The 15,760-nt window shown below is 51.5% G+C and carries 14 protein-coding genes; 6 read left to right on the top strand and 8 right to left on the bottom strand.

What is annotated here, in order from left to right:
* Positions 1-93: 93 nt before the first annotated feature.
* Positions 94-1,476, top strand: a complete 1,383-nt coding sequence (gene rlmD / locus LJ046_RS04345; protein WP_002877952.1) for a 23S rRNA (uracil(1939)-C(5))-methyltransferase RlmD — start codon at positions 94-96, stop codon at positions 1,474-1,476.
* A 379-nt stretch (positions 1,477-1,855) separates the two neighbouring features.
* On the opposite strand, the gene LJ046_RS04340 is transcribed toward rlmD, so the two are convergent.
* The gene (locus LJ046_RS04340; protein WP_002877953.1) at positions 1,856-2,824 is read right to left on the bottom strand and encodes an alpha/beta hydrolase; all 969 of its coding nucleotides are present in this window, start codon (positions 2,822-2,824) and stop codon (positions 1,856-1,858) included.
* A 115-nt stretch (positions 2,825-2,939) separates the two neighbouring features.
* Here LJ046_RS04340 and LJ046_RS04335 point away from each other — a divergent pair, with 115 nt between their 5' ends.
* On the top strand, positions 2,940-3,221 hold the full coding sequence (locus tag LJ046_RS04335; RefSeq protein WP_002877957.1) for a hypothetical protein: 282 nt from the start codon (positions 2,940-2,942) through the stop codon (positions 3,219-3,221).
* A 60-nt stretch (positions 3,222-3,281) separates the two neighbouring features.
* Here the strand turns inward: LJ046_RS04335 and galU are convergent, their stop codons facing one another.
* The 3 genes from galU to map all read right to left on the bottom strand — a co-directional run bounded on the left by galU (position 3,282) and on the right by map (position 6,064).
* Positions 3,282-4,196: a UTP--glucose-1-phosphate uridylyltransferase GalU gene (gene galU / locus LJ046_RS04330; RefSeq protein ID WP_002877960.1), complete on the bottom strand. Its 915-nt coding sequence runs from the start codon at positions 4,194-4,196 to the stop codon at positions 3,282-3,284.
* A gap of 123 nt (positions 4,197-4,319) precedes the next feature.
* Positions 4,320-5,234: a YihY/virulence factor BrkB family protein gene (locus LJ046_RS04325; protein ID WP_002877963.1), complete on the bottom strand. Its 915-nt coding sequence runs from the start codon at positions 5,232-5,234 to the stop codon at positions 4,320-4,322.
* A gap of 2 nt (positions 5,235-5,236) precedes the next feature.
* Positions 5,237-6,064, bottom strand: a complete 828-nt coding sequence (gene map / locus LJ046_RS04320; RefSeq protein ID WP_002877966.1) for a type I methionyl aminopeptidase — start codon at positions 6,062-6,064, stop codon at positions 5,237-5,239.
* 146 nt (positions 6,065-6,210) lie between these two features.
* On the opposite strand from map, the gene LJ046_RS04315 reads away from it, so the two are divergent.
* The gene (locus LJ046_RS04315; protein WP_002877968.1) at positions 6,211-6,657 is read left to right on the top strand and encodes a flavodoxin; all 447 of its coding nucleotides are present in this window, start codon (positions 6,211-6,213) and stop codon (positions 6,655-6,657) included.
* Positions 6,650-7,129 (top strand): GtrA family protein, encoded by a 480-nt coding sequence (locus LJ046_RS04310; protein WP_002877969.1) that lies wholly within the window; start codon positions 6,650-6,652, stop codon positions 7,127-7,129. Before LJ046_RS04315 ends, LJ046_RS04310 begins: the two co-directional genes overlap by 8 nt.
* Positions 7,130-7,170: 41 nt before the next feature.
* On the opposite strand, the gene wecB is transcribed toward LJ046_RS04310, so the two are convergent.
* Complete coding sequence (gene wecB, locus LJ046_RS04305; protein WP_002877971.1) at positions 7,171-8,313, bottom strand: non-hydrolyzing UDP-N-acetylglucosamine 2-epimerase; 1,143 nt, start codon at positions 8,311-8,313, stop codon at positions 7,171-7,173.
* Between the two features lie 101 nt (positions 8,314-8,414).
* Between wecB and LJ046_RS04300 the strand changes: the two genes are divergently transcribed.
* On the top strand, positions 8,415-8,609 hold the full coding sequence (locus LJ046_RS04300; protein WP_002877973.1) for a hypothetical protein: 195 nt from the start codon (positions 8,415-8,417) through the stop codon (positions 8,607-8,609).
* A gap of 83 nt (positions 8,610-8,692) precedes the next feature.
* Here LJ046_RS04300 and LJ046_RS04295 read toward each other — a convergent pair whose 3' ends face one another.
* Complete coding sequence (locus LJ046_RS04295) at positions 8,693-10,147, bottom strand: APC family permease (RefSeq protein WP_002877975.1); 1,455 nt, start codon at positions 10,145-10,147, stop codon at positions 8,693-8,695.
* Positions 10,148-10,887: 740 nt separating this feature from the next.
* Here LJ046_RS04295 and LJ046_RS04285 point away from each other — a divergent pair.
* The gene (locus LJ046_RS04285; RefSeq protein ID WP_002877979.1) at positions 10,888-12,975 is read left to right on the top strand and encodes a putative ornithine decarboxylase; all 2,088 of its coding nucleotides are present in this window, start codon (positions 10,888-10,890) and stop codon (positions 12,973-12,975) included.
* Between the two features lie 80 nt (positions 12,976-13,055).
* Here LJ046_RS04285 and LJ046_RS04280 read toward each other — a convergent pair whose 3' ends face one another.
* Together LJ046_RS04280 and LJ046_RS04275 are read right to left on the bottom strand one after the other, a co-directional pair.
* Positions 13,056-14,306: a methionine gamma-lyase family protein gene (locus tag LJ046_RS04280; RefSeq protein ID WP_002877980.1), complete on the bottom strand. Its 1,251-nt coding sequence runs from the start codon at positions 14,304-14,306 to the stop codon at positions 13,056-13,058.
* 112 nt (positions 14,307-14,418) lie between these two features.
* A complete protein-coding gene (locus LJ046_RS04275) occupies positions 14,419-15,702 on the bottom strand; it encodes a uracil-xanthine permease family protein (protein ID WP_002877981.1) in 1,284 nt (427 codons plus the stop codon).
* Positions 15,703-15,760 lie beyond the last annotated feature (58 nt).

The raw sequence follows: 15,760 nt of genomic DNA, 5'->3' as shown, positions 1-15,760 counted from the left end.
TTGCGCCCCTTTTAAAAAGCCCTGTATAATAGTGTGTTACGAAGTTTGCAGTTATTTTTATTGTAGAAAGAATAGACAAAGAAGAAGGCTCACATGCAGAAAAAACATTTTTCAAAAAACGCTTCTAAAGAGCGGCACGTCATCATCACCATCAAGCGGCTGGGGATCAACGGTGAAGGGATCGGCTACTACAAGCGCAAGATCATCTTCATCCCCGGCGCCCTGCCAGACGAAGTCGTGGTGGCCAAGATCGTCAAGGACCACCCCCAATACCTGGAAGGTGAATTAGTCCGGATCAAGGAAGCCAGCCCGGACCGGGTTCCCTTCCCATCCGGCGTTGACCCGAGAATCGGGGGCCTGGAACTGGCCCAACTGTCTTACGCGGGTCAGCTCAAGTTCAAGAAGGACAATCTGATCTCTGCCCTTGAAAAGTACCACCCGCGCGGCTACAAGAACTACAAGATCAAGAACACCATCCCGGCCCCAGACCAGTGGCACTACCGGGCCAAGGCCCAGTACCAGATCGAACGGGAAAACCACCATGTTTCCCTGGGTCTGTACGCGCCTAACTCCCACCAATTGATCGACCTGCCGGAAATGCCGACCCAAAGCGAGGACACCCAGGCAACTGAACGGGCCATCCGGGATCTGATTATCAAGCTCCGCGTCCCGATCGCCAACCGCCGGCGGAACTTGCCAGGCGTTAAGACTATTGTGGTCCGGCAGGCGGAAGCCAGCCAGGAGATGCAGGTTACCTTGATCACTGTTGGCCACAAGTTGGACAATCTGCTGCAGCTGGCTGACGAGATCATGCGCCTGCCAAAGGTCGTTTCCGTCTACCAAAACGAAACCGACTGGCAGAACCCGCAAGTCTGGGGGAACAAGACCAGCAAGCTCCGGGGCAAGAACCAGATAACAGAAGAGATCATGGGCAAGAAGTTTGACTTGAGTCCCCGGTCCTTCTTCCAGCTGAACCCGGTCCAGACGGCTACCCTGTATTCTGAGGCCTTGAAGCTGCTCAGCTTAACGCCGGACATGACCTTGATCGATGCTTACTCCGGGGTCGGCACCCTGGGGATCCTGGCGGCTGACCAGGTCAAGCAGGTGGTCGGGATCGAAAGCATCCCTGAAGCTGTTTTGGACGCCCAACACAATGTTGAGCTCAACCATGTCAGAAACGCAGAATACCTGCAGGGCAGCGTGGAAAAGCTCCTTCCCCGCTTGAAGGAAGACGGCCTGCCAATCGATGCCTTGATCGTCGACCCGCCGCGGACCGGCCTGGCCAAGTCCTTGATCAAGACCCTGCTCAGAGTCAAGCCGGCCAGCTTCGTCTACATTTCCTGCAACCCGTCCACCCTGGCCCAGGACCTGGTCCTTTTGGGCGAGGCTTACGATGTCCGGGTCATCGAAAACGTCGACATGCTGCCGCAGACCCCGCGCTGCGAGTGCATCGCCAAGCTGACCCTGCGCAAGTAGGAAGCACAAAAAGAAAATAAGCATTAGAAAAGGCGAGAAGATCAAATCTTCTCGCCTTTAAACTGCCCTCGGCAGTCTTTCCAAGTGGATGAGGTAGCTCATCAAATTAATAGTCACGATATTCAATTTTAAGAATTCACCAATGGCTAATATCGGCTAAGATAAAACAGTCACTTGTTCGAGTTTTACGTGCTAGCGTATGAAATGAATTAGACCATTGTGTATCGCCACTTGGTTAAAAGCTTCAAGCCTTTATTATGGTCTCAATAAGAGAGACAACGAATAATAATTACAATCTGGAGATAAAAACTTCCGTTCAGTTGTTTTCTACCTCTTCCACGCCTTCAGTATAGCATTTTATGCAAACGCTTGCAAGGAATTATTTTGCGTATTTTGCTAAAAATTGCTTGACCGTGCGTGCATATAAAGCCGGATTGTGCTCATAGGACTTGACATGCTGGGCTCCTTTGACGATCAAGAGCTGCTTCGGCCCCCGGCTGGCCCGGTAATTTTTATAAACCATTTCGGTTGGGACAAAGGTATCCTTGCTGCCATGGATAAAAAGCATGGGCCGGGTATTCTTCTTCAGCTGGGCAAGGCTTGAGGCCTGGGCCAAAAAGTAGCCGGCTTTTAACTTGGTAATCCCGCTCAAGATTTCCACCAGAGGAAAACGGGGAAAGGCCGGCATATTGTAAAGGGCTTGGGCTTCGTGTTCGATTTCATTTTTAGCACTGGTGTAGCCGCAGTCTTCGATAAAGCATTTGACCTGCTTAGGCAAGTTTAAGCCGGAGGTCATCATGGTCGTGGCCCCGCCCATGGAGACCCCGAAAATCACGATCTTGCTCTTTTGGCCATTTTTCTTGATAACCTGCTCGGCCCACTTCTTGACATCATTTTTCTCCAGCCAGCCGTAGCCGACATACTTGCCCTGGCTTTGCCCATGAGCTTCCGCGTCTGGCAAAAGGGTGTTGTAGCCCAGGGAGTGGAAAAGCTGGGCATAGGCCCCCATATTTTCCTTGTTGGACATGTAGCCGTGCAGGATAATCACGGTTTTAGCCGAGTTTTTAGCTGGAATATAATTGGCCCGCAGGAGATAATTGTTCTTAGCCGACCGCAGCTGCCAGTGCTGCTTTGTCACCTGCTTGTACCAGAGCTTCTGCTTGTACTGGGGGGTGGACTTGGTCAACTGCACCGTCCCGTTGGTCACGAAGCTCTTCTTGCCCGGCACCACGGCCATGTTGAAAAAGTAGTAGCCGGCCCCGGCCAAGGCCAGGGCTAAGACGGCTAAGAGGCCCCCTAAAATTTTGACCAGGCGGTAATTGCTTCTCTTTTTATTCTTCTTTTTCACCAGTTTCCTCTCCTCTTTCCCTCTTTATCTATAGTTTCTGTCTTTTTTATCGCTTTGCTCCTTTATTTTAAGCAATATGAACAGTATACCACAATAAAAAAAGAAAGGTTTATCCATGCTGCTTGAAGATTTTTTACAGCTCCTGGCTGGCCTGGGCGGGCAAAATGTCCTCTACCTGCAGGTACAAGACCAGACCCTCCCCCTCAGTAAGTTTGTCTTGGCTCGGGAAGACTGCCAGCTATTGTGCGGCGGGCAGGCAATGACCCTGGCTAAATTCCGCCAGCTGACCGGCAAGGGGAGCAAGTCCATCCCCCTCAGCTTCTGCTGGCAGGAAAAAGAAATTCCCGTCTACGGGGTCCAGATCCTGCCAGCTGAGGGCAAGATCATCTGCAAGTAACAAAAAAGCGTAGAAAAAAGAAGTTGTCTGGTCTTCAGACAGCTTCTTTCTTTGCGTATTTCACTTGCCGGCTGGCTTCTTCTTGCCTTCGCTTTCCAGCTTCTTGCCCAAGTCAATGATGTACTTGCGCAAAGCATCCTTGGTTTCCGGGTGACGGAGACCGTATTGGATGGAAGTTTCCATGTAGCCTTCCTTGTTGCCGATGTCAAAACGCTGGCCCTTGAATTCGTGGGCGAAGACCCGTTGGGTCTTGTTCAAGGCGTCGATGGCGTCAGTCAATTGGATTTCACCGCCGGCACCGGCCTTTTGCTTGTCCAGCATGTCAAAAATTTCCGGAGTCAGCAGGTAGCGGCCGATGATGGCCAGGTCACTTGGGGCCCTGTCAACGTCTGGCTTTTCCACAAAGGCCTTAACGTTGTACAGGTCCGGAGCAGTTTCGCCGATTGGGTCGATGACACCGTACTTGTTGACTTCTTCATGCGGTACCTTCATAACCGCGATGGTTGAAGCGTGAGTTTCATTGTAGCAGTCGATCAATTGCTTGGTCAATGGCGTCTTATCTCTCATCAAGTCGTCGCCTAGCATAACCACGAAAGGTTCACCGGCGATAAAGCTGCGAGCCCGGTTGACGGCATCCCCCAAGCCATTTGGATGCGGCTGCCGGGTGAAGTAAAGGTTAACCTTGATGTTGGACATAGTGGTTTCCCGGACCAGCTTCAAAAGCGCGTCCTTGTGCTTTTCAATCAAGTTGTCTTCTAGTTCCGTGTTTGAGTCGAAGTGGTCTTCGATTGCCCGCTTGCTTCTGCCAGTAACGATCAGAATGTCTTCAATCCCTGAAGCCATGGCTTCTTCAACGATAAATTGAATAGTTGGCTTGTCAACGATTGGCAGCATTTCCTTAGGCATGGCCTTGGTTGCTGGCAAAAATCTGGTTCCCAAACCGGCAGCTGGGATGATCGCTTTTCTGACTTTCATGTATTTACATCCTCTTTTCTTAACTTCACACATTAATGAAAGCATTTTAAATGCAAGCGTATAATAACATATTTCTAGAAAAGAATCTAGTAAACCTAGACCAATCTTCTTGAAAAAGGAAAATTATTTTTTCCGCCGCTTGGCGATAAACTCAGCCAAAGGGCCGTTAGAATAGGTCGCTGGCCCATAGCGCAGCTGGTCCAAACTGACATTGACCGCCGTGCCAAAAAGTAACAGGATAGCCAGGAGATTGAGCCAGAGCATAAAAATGATAAAAGTTCCAACTATACCATAATTTTCCCACTTAACCGGAAAATTTTTCAAGTAGAAGGAAAAGAGATAAGACAGGGCTTCCCAGCCGGCCACCGTCACGATGGTCCCGGGCAAAAGAGCCTTCTTGAAGTGGACATTGGGCGCTACAGCGTTTAAATAGTAGACCCCGATCAACATCAAGACTAGCAAAACCAGCCAGCGGTAGCTGGAGAGCTTGTCAATCCAGGCCAGGGGCAGGTTAAAGTAAGGAGCCAGGAAATGCAGGACCTCCTGGCCAAAGACCACGACCAGGGCTAAAATAATGAACATAGTGACCATCAAGGCACTGAAGATCACGGTCAAGGTCCGGTTCCAGATAAAGTGCCAGAAGCCCAGCTTCAGTTCCTTATTGTGGACGCCATAGAGGCGGTTCATCCCGATTCTGACCGCGTTCACCATACAGGACATGGACCACAGGGCCATGATCGCACCGAAGGAAATGTAGCTGGTCGAATTCGACTTGAGCAGGGTATCGACGATCGGGATGATATAGCGGGCCACGTCACTTGGAAAGATCATTTCCAAATAATCAGCAATCGGTCCCGTGGCCAGGTGAAACCAGGGCAGGGCGTTACCGACAATGATGACGATGGGAAAAATTGAAAACAGGATGTAGTAGGCAATCACGATGGAACTTTGAAAAATCTCCCCCTGGGAAACGACCGAGGAAAGAGTTGTAAGAAAGCGCCGGACCCCCTTTTGTCCTGGCTCAACTTTTTCCGTCATGCCTAGTCTTCTATTTCGTCAAAGTGCGGAATGTACTTTTCCAGGCCGTCGTATGGCTTTTGCAAAGTCAAGATCTTCGGGCCGTCCTTGGTGATGGCAAAAGTATGCTCGAACTGGGCTGACTTGGACCCGTCCGGGGTTGCGTAGAAGACCCAGTCGTCATTTGGGTCGTCAACCGTCTTTTGCAAAATCCTCCAGTCCCCGCCGGCTTCCACCATTGGTTCAACGGTGATGGTCATCCCTTCCCGCAGGCGCAGGCCGTGGCCGGCCTTGCCCCAGTGAGGAACTTCCGGGTCTTCGTGGATGGATGGCTGGATGCCGTGGCCGATCAGTTCCCGGACGTCGCCGTAGCCTTCTTCATCCTCCACATAGTGCTGGATGACAGCTCCGATGTCCCCGATCCGGTTGCCAACTACGGCTTGGTCGATCCCCATGTACATGGCCTTCTTGGTCACGTCCATCAAGTGCTGGTCTTCTTCTGAGATTTGGCCGACCCCGTAAGTGGTGCAAGAGTCGGATTCATAGCCGTTCAAGTTGCAGGTTGCGTCAACCTTGACCAAGTCGCCTTCCTTTAAAAAGACATTTTTGCGGGGAATGTTGTGGGCAATTTCGTCGTTAACAGAGATGCAGGTGCCGTACTTATAGCCTTCAAAACCTTGTTCTGACAAGCGGCCGCCCCGGCTGGAAATGAATTCCTGGCAGAATTCTTCAATGTCCCAGGTGGAGATACCTGGCTTGATCACGTCACGTAGGGCCTCAAACATAGTCGCCAGCAAGTGGCCGGAAGCCTGCATGCCCTTCAATTCACGAACAGATTTAATAGTAATCAATTTGTTTTTCCTTTCATAATGAAGTAGTTTGTCTTCACTATTATAACCTTTTTTAAAAGTTTGCTAAAGTAGCAATGCGCCCGATTCGCCAAGCCGGGGCAAATCGTGTATAATACTCTAGAAATTGTTTTTTGGGAGCTTAACTTATGAGAGCAAAGATTGTTTTTGCCAGCATGACCGGTAACGACGAGGACATGGCCGAAATCCTGGAGGAAGGCCTGCTGGACCAAGGCCTGGAAGTAGATTCTTCTGACGTCAGCTTCACTGACGCCAGCGATTATTTAGACAGCGACCTGTGCGTCTTTATCACCTACACTTACGGGGAAGGCGCCATGACTGACGAAATTGCCGACTTTTACGACCAGCTCAAGGAGCTGGACTTGACCGGCAAGTCTTTTGCCGTCATGGGTTCTGGCGACAAGACCTACAAGGAACACTACTGCGAGAACGTTTTTGACTTTGAGAAGGCCTTCCTGGCCTGCGGGGCCAAGGAACTGATTCCCCCGCTCACGGTTGAAAACGCCCCTGACGATGACGATATCGCGCGCATCGATCAAGCCGCTGAGGAGTTGGCAGATAAATTAAATGGATAAAGATTTTAACCGGCGGCGGACTTTAGGCGAGCGGATCTTCAAGCGCCACCGCAATTTATGGGTCTACATGTTCTTTGGCTTTATAGCGGCCTTGATCAACACGGTTGTCTTCATGTTCATGCATGACTTTTTGCACACCGTCTTGGTCATCGACAACACGATTGCCTTTATCGTGTCCAACCTGGCCTCCTTCTGGTTCAACCACAAGGCGGTCTTCACCAAGAACGTGGACCATGAACACAAATTGTGGCAGAAGCTGCTGTCCTTTTTTGCCTACCGGATCATCAGCCTGCTGCCGGACACCTTGATCATGTGGCTGGGGATGACTGTCCTGGGCTGGCCAGCCTTGATCGTCAAAGTCATCGACCAGATCCTGGTCGGCATCTTCAACTACCTGACCACCAAATCAGTCTTCGAGAAGCAGGAAAAGAGCCTGAAGAAGCGGCTGGAGAAGAAAATAAAAAAGCAGTGAAGCTGAGCTTCACTGCTTTTTTATTCGTGCAAGTTGGCCAATCAAGAAAAGTCGGCTGGCTTGGGGCCTTTTTTGCCGGCAAAATACCAGGCAATATCATCTAAAATCCGATCGCTAGCCTGCCCGTCCCCGTATGGGTTCTTAGCTTCAGCCATCTGCTGGTAGGCAGCTGGGTCAGTCAGCAGCTCCAGCATGGCTGCCTTAACCGCGTCTTCTTCAGTGCCAACCAGTTTCAAGGTTCCGGCCTTGACCCCTTCCGGCCGCTCGGTCGTGTCCCGCAAGACCAAAACCGGCTTGCCCAAAGACGGGGCTTCTTCCTGGACGCCGCCAGAGTCGGTCATGATAAAGTAGCTGCGCTTGGCCAGGTTGTGGAAATCGACCACGTCTAAAGGCTTGATCAAGTGAATCCGGGGGTCGCCGCCTAAAACTTCCTTGGCTGCTTCTTGGACTCTTGGCGAGAGGTGAACCGGGTAGACAATTTCAACGTCGTCAGTTTGGTCGACCACGTCCTTCATCACCTTGAAGACCCGCCGCATTGGCTCGCCCTGGTTTTCCCGCCGGTGCATGGTGACCAGGATGATCCGCTTGCCCTGGCCAATCTTGTCTAAGACTTCATGCTGGTAGTCGGCCTGGACGGTTTGGGCCAGGGCATCGATGGCCGTGTTGCCCGTGACAAAAATATTTTCTTCCGGGTGCCCTTCTTTTAAAAGGTTGGCCCGGCTGACAGAGGTCGGGGCAAAGTAGAGGTCGGACAAGACATCGGTCAGTTGCCGGTTCATCTCTTCCGGGAAAGGAGAATACTTATTCCAGGTTCTGAGGCCCGCTTCAACGTGGCCCAGGGGAGTCTGCTGGTAAAAGGCAGCCAGGCTGGCGGCAAAGGAAGTCGTCGTGTCCCCGTGGACCAGGACGATGTCCGGCTTTTCTTCCTGGATGATCTGGCTTAAAGCAGTCAAAACCCGGGTGGTGATGTCAGCCAGGGTCTGCTGGGGCTGCATGATATTTAAGTCGTAGTCCGGCTGGATTTTAAAAATCTCCAGGACCTGGTCCAGCATTTCCCGGTGCTGGGCCGTGACTACCGTAACTGCCTGGAAGCGGTCGTCACTGATCAGCTTGAGCACCAGGGGGGCCATCTTGATGGCTTCTGGCCTGGTACCGAAAACGGTCATTACTTTAATTTTCTGCATACTTAATCTCCTTAGTAAATTGCTAACTTAATCATAGCAAAAAGGCGCGAAAGCGGCGCATTTTTCATAAAATAATCGATAAATCATTTTTGAGGTGAACTATGACAGTCAATATTTTTCCCCTCCTGGGTGACAGCCTCTTGATCATCCTGGCCGGCTTCAGCCTGGTCTACTCCTTTGACGGGTCCTTGGGGCAAAAGACGCGGCGGATTTTAAGAATTACCAGCCTCCTTTTGCTCCTGGCCATCATCCTCTTGACCATTTGGATCCTGCAGCATCCCCTGCTTATCAATTGATGAGGCGGAAAAACTGAATAGCACAAAAAAATAAGGAATCAGTCCAGCTGATCCCTTATTTCTTTACTCTTTTTACTGCATTATTAGCTGTTCGCCTTGGCTTGGTGCTTTAATTCCAGCTTTCTGAGCCATGGCAAGAGGAAGCCAGTCCCGAAGAGGACGATAACGGTGATGATGTTCATCCAGAGCTGCTTGGTCCATTGCGGACTTTCAAAAGTAACGTCTTGCGGCAGGAAGCCCATCGTCGCGCAGATGAAGGTGAAGATGAAGCACCACCAGCCGACCGCCAGGGCCCCCTTGTTGTTTCTGATGAAGACGAAGTCGTCCTTGGCAAAAGTCTTGTGCCGGTAGCGGAAGGCTAAGAAGGCCAAGAAGACTACGGAAGTCTTGTACGGGGATACGATCCCGTTCAGGTTCAAGAGCCAGTTAAAGATATCGTTGATTTCCGGCAAAGTCCCTGACAAAAGCAAAAGGAAGAGAGTGATGCTGCAAGTCAGCACGTAACTGTTAACAGGCAGCCCATCCTTGTTCTTCTTTCTGAGCCAGCTTGGCATGTACTTTTCAGAAGTGTCAGAGGCAAAGACCCGGCTGGCGGCGTCGATCAAGGCGGCCAGGTCGGCCATGAAGTTCAAGAGGCAGACGATGGCGTACATGTACATGAGGCTCTTACCCATGCCGGCTTCTTCACCCAGAAGCTGGAAGGCGTAGAAGGCCCCGTTCATCTTAAAGTCGTGCGGGATGTGTTTAGCGTCAAAGAGGACGGCCAGACCAAGAGTTTCGGTTAAGGTCATGAAGACCGTCATGGCAAAAAGCATCCACATTGACTTCGGGAATTCCTTGCGGGGGTTCTTCAGCCGGGTAACGTAAGGCGCGGCCAGTTCCGCCCCGGACATGGCAAAGATCAAAAGGCCAGTCGTGGAGAAATAGTGGACGCTGAAGTTCGGCTTAAAGCTGGACCATTCCATCTTGGTGGCGATGTGGCCGCCATGCATGAGAGCCCAGATGATCAGGATCACGAAGATCACGGACATGGCGAACATGGCAATCCCCCCGATCAAGGACAGAAGGTCCAGGGAGTTTTTATATGCACTTTCGCACAAGATAAAGATCAAGATGATGACAAAGGTCAAAAGGCCGAACATGAAAGGTGACATGTGCTTGCCTAAAGTGTTGTTGCCCAGGATCATCCAGGAAATGGAAACGATGATGGAGTTGGACACGTCCACCAGGTAGGGCACGGTTTGGGCCCAGTACATCCAGCTGGTAGCGTAGCCTAATACGTCGCTGCCCGTCCCCCGCCGGATCCAGGAGGCCAGGCCCCCTTCTTCAGTATCCTTGTAGGCCAGGCCCAATTGGGTAGCGATCAAGGTATATGGCAATTGGTAGCAAATCAAAAGGAAAATCCATGAAAAGATTACGGACAGACCTTGGTTTTGGTATGGGTAGAAAACATCTTCAAAGCGGATGATGGTGACGAAGTCGAGCATCGCCAAGGTCATCCAGGCCATGTAGTGCTTTTTTGGGGTTTCTTCAATCATTCTGTAAGTCAAGCTCCTTATTGGTCAAATTGTCTTAAGCGGCAATTTGCCTGGACGGGGGCTTATTTTGGCGCTTTAAAAAGCTGGTCACTGCACCATCTCCAATCAAAAAAAGTGTCGTTTTCATTTTATTCCAATTGTTTTGAAAATTCTACAGCTTTTTTAATTTGATAAAAATTCTTTCAAGCGTTAAGTGAAAGTTATCCGCATACCGGTCATTAGCCAGCTTTTAGTAAAAAATATTTGGTTAATTTGCTCTTGGCAAGAAAAGCAGGCCTTTTTCGTACAAGTAAATGCGCAAAAAGTAAACATCACTCAATGCGTCAATTAAGAATGCTTTTTGGCAAAAAAAGCTTGAAAGTGTATAATTTACCTATGCATACTACAATTTTTATAAAGATACTGAATTGAGTGGTACGCGATTTTATGAAAAATGCTAAGTAACAGAAAGGAACAGATATAAAAAAGTTTTTGCGAGTACCCGCGACACTTTTGTCCGCTGCAGCTATTCTCGACTCTTTGTATTGGCTCTTTGTTGGCCATTCCTACTTGCGGGTTGCCTTTCTTAAGCGACCGGCGGTAATGGCATCTCCAGCTGGCTTCAAATCGCGGTCATCGCCGGTATCCTCTTGTTTCTCTCTCAATATGACTGGTTCTTTGATCATTTTCTCCGCGATGAACGTGACCGCAAGTACAAGTAGCAACTTCCATCAACCCATGAAACAGAAAGGAATTTTTCAATGCATTATCTTGCAATCGCTGCTAAGAAAGAGCTTCTGCCCTATCTGCCAATCGACTGGCCCAAAACTGAACTGACCGAGCTGGTCAACCCCGCAAGCCTGGCTGCCGTAGTCATCGATGAAAAAGACAGCCGGTCCCGGGGCATCTACCAGACCATGAAGGAAAAGCTGGGGCTGGACTTGCCCTTAATCGAATTTACTCCTAAGACCTCTCCCGCTGAAATCAGCCGCTTGGCCCAGACCTACGAAGAAGCCAACGTTCCCCGCTTCATCCGGGAGCTGACAACTTTTTCTGACCAAGACGACCTGGTCTTCGATACTCCTGGCCACCACAACGGCCGCTTCTATGACCGCCACCCAGCTGGAGCAATCTTGCGCAACTTCTTCGGTGACAACTACTTCAGAGCCGATACTTCTGACTGCGTCTCAGAACTCGGCGATATGATGAACCACACTGGCGGGCCCTTAGAAGCCCAGCAAGAAGCAGCTAAAGCCTTCAACGCCGACAAGGTCTACTTCTGCACCAACGGCACAACCAGCGCCAACACTATCTGCACCACCGCCCTTTTAGATGAAGGCGACCTGGTCCTTTTTGACCGCAACAACCACAAGTCCATCTACAACAGCGCTCTGGTCATGACGGGGGCCAAGCCGGTCTACCTGCCAACTGACCGGAACGCTGACGGCTTGATCGGGCCTTTGACCGCCGCCAGTCTTGATGAAGACTTGATCCGCCGGGAAATCGCCAAGGTCGCCCCTGGCCGCGCCATGGCTGACCGGCCTTTCCGCCTGGCGGTTCTGCAGCTGGAAACCTACGACGGCATCTTCTATGACGCCAAGCTTATCTTGAAAAAGCTCGGCCGCCTCTGTGACTACATCCTCTTTGACTGCGCCTGGGGCGGCTATGAACAATTTGTCGACGTCCTCAGAGACTTCTCTCCTTTCCAGCAGACCTACGGCCCCGATGATCCAGGCATCCTGGTCACCCAGTCCGTCCACAAGCAGCAAGCCGGCGTGGGCCAGGCCTCCCAGATTTTAAAAAAAGACAGCCACATCAAGGGACAAAAGCGCTACGTCGACCACAAGCACTTTAACCATGCCTACATGAAGTACGTTACGACCAGCTACTCCTACCCGGTCTACGCTTCTCTTGTCGCTAACAGCGCCATGGCTGCTTCACCGGCCGTTAACAGCTGGTGGAACGATACGGTTAAATTAGGCATCAACTTCCGCAAGCGCCTTTTAAAGGAAAGCAAGCTCTTTAAGCCCCTCGTTCCCCCAACTGTTCACGGGCAAAAGTGGGAGAACCTGCCAACTGATGTCTTAGCCCAGGACCCGGAAGCATGGAAACTGTCCCCAGATGATGACTGGCACGGCTTCAAATTGCTTGCTCCGGGTGAAGTTGCCCTAAGCCCGGTAAAAGTCACCTTGATGACGCCCGGCATTGACCTGGCAAAAGCTGCCTTCACCGAAGAAGGCATCCCTGGCGCCATCGTTTCCCTCTACCTGCATGAAAAGCACATCATCCCGGAAAAGTCCGACAGCTACTCCACCCTCTACCTGCTCACGCCAGGCGAGGGGCAAGTCGATATGAACGGCCTTTTCTCGGCCTTAATGGCCTTTGAAGAAGCCTACTTGACTAAGGCGCCCCTGTCTGCCATCATGCCGGAATTAGTAGCCCAGTACCCTGACCGCTACAAGGGTTATACCCTCTACCAGCTCTGCCAGGAGCTCCACCACTACTACCAAGAGCATGAGATCTTTAAGCTCCAGCAAGCTCTTTTCCTAAAGGACAGTTTCCAAAATTACGAGCTGACGCCAAAAGAAGCTGACCGCGAATTCGTCCACGGCAACAGCGAACTGGTCAAACTGGCCGACGCCAAGGGCCGCATGGCCTTGGAAGGCGCCCTCCCTTACCCGCCTGGTGTCTTCATCGTGGCACCTGGTGAACGCTGGCAGGACCTGGACGTTGCCTACTTCCAAGTCTTGCTCGGCGCTGCCCGAAAGTTCCCGGGACTTGATCCGGAAATCCAAGGGGTCTACCAAGAGGACGGCGAAGTCTGGGCTGAAGTCCTTAAAGAATCTTAAGCTGACAAAAAACGTTGACACAATCGTGCCAACGTTTTTTCTATCTTCTGAACTATTTTCTTTATTTTTTCTTTTTTCCTTTAGTCACCAAAGAGAACTGACTTGACCGCGTTGGTCACGGCGATCTTGTCATGGGCGTAGGTCAAACCGCCCTGCATGTAGACAGCGTAAGGCGGACGGATCGGGCCGTCAGCTGAGAATTCAACCGTTGACCCGGAGACAAAGGTCCCCCCGGCCATAATGACTTCATCTTCGTAGCCCCGCATGTGGCTTGGAATTGGGGTAACAAAGGAGTCAACCGGTGAGTTCTTCTGCACTTCCTGGCAGAACTTGATCATCTTTTCCTTGTCGTTGAAGGTGATCAGTTCGATCAGGTCAGTCCGCGGGGCATCCCACTTAGGAGACACGTCGAAGCCCAGCTTTTCCATCAAGGCGGCTGAGTAGATCATCCCCTTGATGGCTTCCCCGGTCACGTTTGGCGCCAGGAAGAAGCCTTCGTAGAACTCATGCAGGCTGTTTAAGGTTGGCCCTTCTGAGTCGCTGATCCCCGGGGCAAAAAGCCGGCTGGCTGCCCGGTGGATCAAGTCTTTTCTGCCGACGATGTAGCCACCAGTCTGGGCAATCCCGCCCCCGGCATTCTTGATCAAAGAACCGGCCATGAAGTCGGCCCCATATTCAGTCGGCTCATGCTTTTCCGAAAACTCCCCGTAGCAGTTGTCAACGAAGATCAAGGACCGGGGACTGACTTCCTTGATAAAGTCGATCATTTCCTTGACCTTGGCAACCGGGAAGCTTTCCCGGGTGTCGTAACCCCGGGACCGCTGAATAGCCACGATCTTCGGCTGGTCCCGCTTTAAGATCTTTTCCCCCTCTTCAAAGTCGACGCTGCCGTCTTCTTTTAGCGGCACATAGGAGAACTTAACCCCCTTTTCAATCAAGGTGCCGGCCTTGTCTGGGGTAAGGCCGATAGCGTGCTGCAGGGTGTCGTAAGGCATCCCCGTCAGGTAAGTCAAAGTGTCGCCTGGCACCAGGTTGCCGTCAAGGGCTGTTGCCAGGGTGTGGGTCCCGGAAACGAATTGCGGCCGCACCAGGGCGTCTTCAGTGTGGAAGACCTGGGCGTAGACCCGCTCCAGCTTGTCCCGGCCTTCATCGTCGTCCCCGTAGCCGTTGGTCCCCTTCAAGTCAGATTCAGCGACCGCGTTGTCCACGAAGGCTTCCAGGACCTTGGCCTGGTTGTAAATAACCTGTTCGTCGATTTCATGCAGGCGGCCGGCGATCTGCTCGTCGACTTCCTTAACAATTTTTGCTAATTCTTCTGGTAAATTGTTCATCAAAAAATCCCTCTGTTTGTTCTTTGTTACTTACCTATCTTAAACCAAAAAGGCAGCTTTTTAAATAAAAAATAGCCTTCCATGCAATTATGGAAAGCTATTTGCAAAAATTCTATTGTTCGCTGGCTGCCTTTTCCGGCAAGATCAGGTTCAAGAGAATCCCGAAGACCGTAGCCAAACCGATGCTGGTCAGCTGGAATGAGCCGATCTTGAGGTAGGTGCCCCCGATCCCGATAACCAGGATGGCGGAAGCGATGACCAGGTTTCGCTTCTTTTCAAAGTCGACCTTGTTGTCAACCAGGATCCGCAGGCCGTTGGCCGCGATCATCCCGAAGAGCAGGAAGGAGATCCCCCCGATAACCGGGGTTGGGATGGATTCGATCACCGCTGACACCTTGCCGACGAAGGAGAAGACGATAGCGAAGAAGGCTGCCCCGCCCAAGACGAAGACGCTGTGGACCTTGGTCATGGCCAAAACGCCGATGTTTTCCCCGTAGGAGGTGGTTGGCGGGCCGCCTAAAAAGCCGGCGATGATGCTGGAAAGACCGTCGCCCAGCAGGGTCCGGTGCAGGCCCGGGTCTTCAAAGAAGTTCCGCTTGGTCAATTTGTTTAAGACCATGATGTGGCCCATGTGCTCAGTCATAGTAACAAAAGCAATTGGCGCCATAGTGATGATGGCGTCCGCGTACCACTTGAACTTGTAACTGACGCCTAAAACATCAAAGACGGGCAAAGAAAACCACTTGGCGCTTTCAACGCCGGACAGGTCAACGATCCCGCAGAAGAGGGCCATGAGGTAGCCGCAGATGATCCCCAGCAAAACCGGGATCATGCTCGGGAAGCCCTTCAAAAACATGTTGAAGATAATGGTAATAACCAGGGTAAAAATCGCTACCCCGAAGTAAGCCAGGCTGTACTTGCCGCTGGCGTTAAACATGGCGTCGTTAGCCGCGGTCGTCGCTAGTGACAGGCCGATAACGATGATGATCGGGCCAACCACGATTGGCGGCAGGATCTTGTCCAGCCAGCGGGAACCGAAGCGGGCGATCAAGAGGGCCACGATGACGTAGACCAGACCAGCCGCGATGGCCCCCTGCCCTACAGCCGGGTAGCCGTAATTTTTCATCAAGGCCTGCATAGTAGCGATAAAGGCAAAAGATGAGCCCAGGTAGGCTGGGATCTTCGCCTGGGTGCAGAGGATGTAGACCAAGGTCCCCACCCCTGAACAGAAGAGGGCGATGCTTGGCTTTAAGCCGATTAAAAGCGGAACCAGGACGGTCGAACCGAACATGGTGAAGAGGTGCTGGATTGAGAGCAGCAGCCAGGGACCGAACTTCGGCTTGTCCTGGACGTCCAAAACCGCTTCAGGGTTCCGGAATGTCTTGTCTTCTTTCAAAAGAAATCTTCCTTTCCAAATACTGGAACCCGGAACAGAAATGTCCTTGTCAGCCTCA

Origin of the sequence: Lactobacillus delbrueckii subsp. jakobsenii ZN7a-9 = DSM 26046, from assembly GCF_001888925.1 — a bacterium.
Taxonomy (GTDB): domain Bacteria; phylum Bacillota; class Bacilli; order Lactobacillales; family Lactobacillaceae; genus Lactobacillus; species Lactobacillus delbrueckii.
The sequence above is the reverse complement of the archived record's forward strand: the minus strand, read 5'-3'. Positions and strand labels throughout refer to the sequence as shown.

Bases quoted from the DNA above. Each gene is read 5' to 3' on its own strand.
- LJ046_RS04325 (WP_002877963.1), bottom strand. From the start codon at position 5,234: ATGACGGAAAAAGTTGAGCCAGGACAAAAGGGGGTCCGGCGCTTTCTT.
- LJ046_RS04285 (WP_002877979.1), top strand. From the start codon at position 10,888: ATGCATTATCTTGCAATCGCTGCTAAGAAAGAGCTTCTGCCCTATCTG.
- LJ046_RS04310 (WP_002877969.1), top strand. From the start codon at position 6,650: ATGGATAAAGATTTTAACCGGCGGCGGACTTTAGGCGAGCGGATCTTC.
- galU (WP_002877960.1), bottom strand. From the start codon at position 4,196: ATGAAAGTCAGAAAAGCGATCATCCCAGCTGCCGGTTTGGGAACCAGA.
- wecB (WP_002877971.1), bottom strand. From the start codon at position 8,313: ATGCAGAAAATTAAAGTAATGACCGTTTTCGGTACCAGGCCAGAAGCC.
- rlmD (WP_002877952.1), top strand. From the start codon at position 94: ATGCAGAAAAAACATTTTTCAAAAAACGCTTCTAAAGAGCGGCACGTC.
- LJ046_RS04300 (WP_002877973.1), top strand. From the start codon at position 8,415: ATGACAGTCAATATTTTTCCCCTCCTGGGTGACAGCCTCTTGATCATC.
- LJ046_RS04295 (WP_002877975.1), bottom strand. From the start codon at position 10,147: ATGATTGAAGAAACCCCAAAAAAGCACTACATGGCCTGGATGACCTTG.
- LJ046_RS04335 (WP_002877957.1), top strand. From the start codon at position 2,940: ATGCTGCTTGAAGATTTTTTACAGCTCCTGGCTGGCCTGGGCGGGCAA.
- LJ046_RS04315 (WP_002877968.1), top strand. From the start codon at position 6,211: ATGAGAGCAAAGATTGTTTTTGCCAGCATGACCGGTAACGACGAGGAC.
- LJ046_RS04280 (WP_002877980.1), bottom strand. From the start codon at position 14,306: ATGAACAATTTACCAGAAGAATTAGCAAAAATTGTTAAGGAAGTCGAC.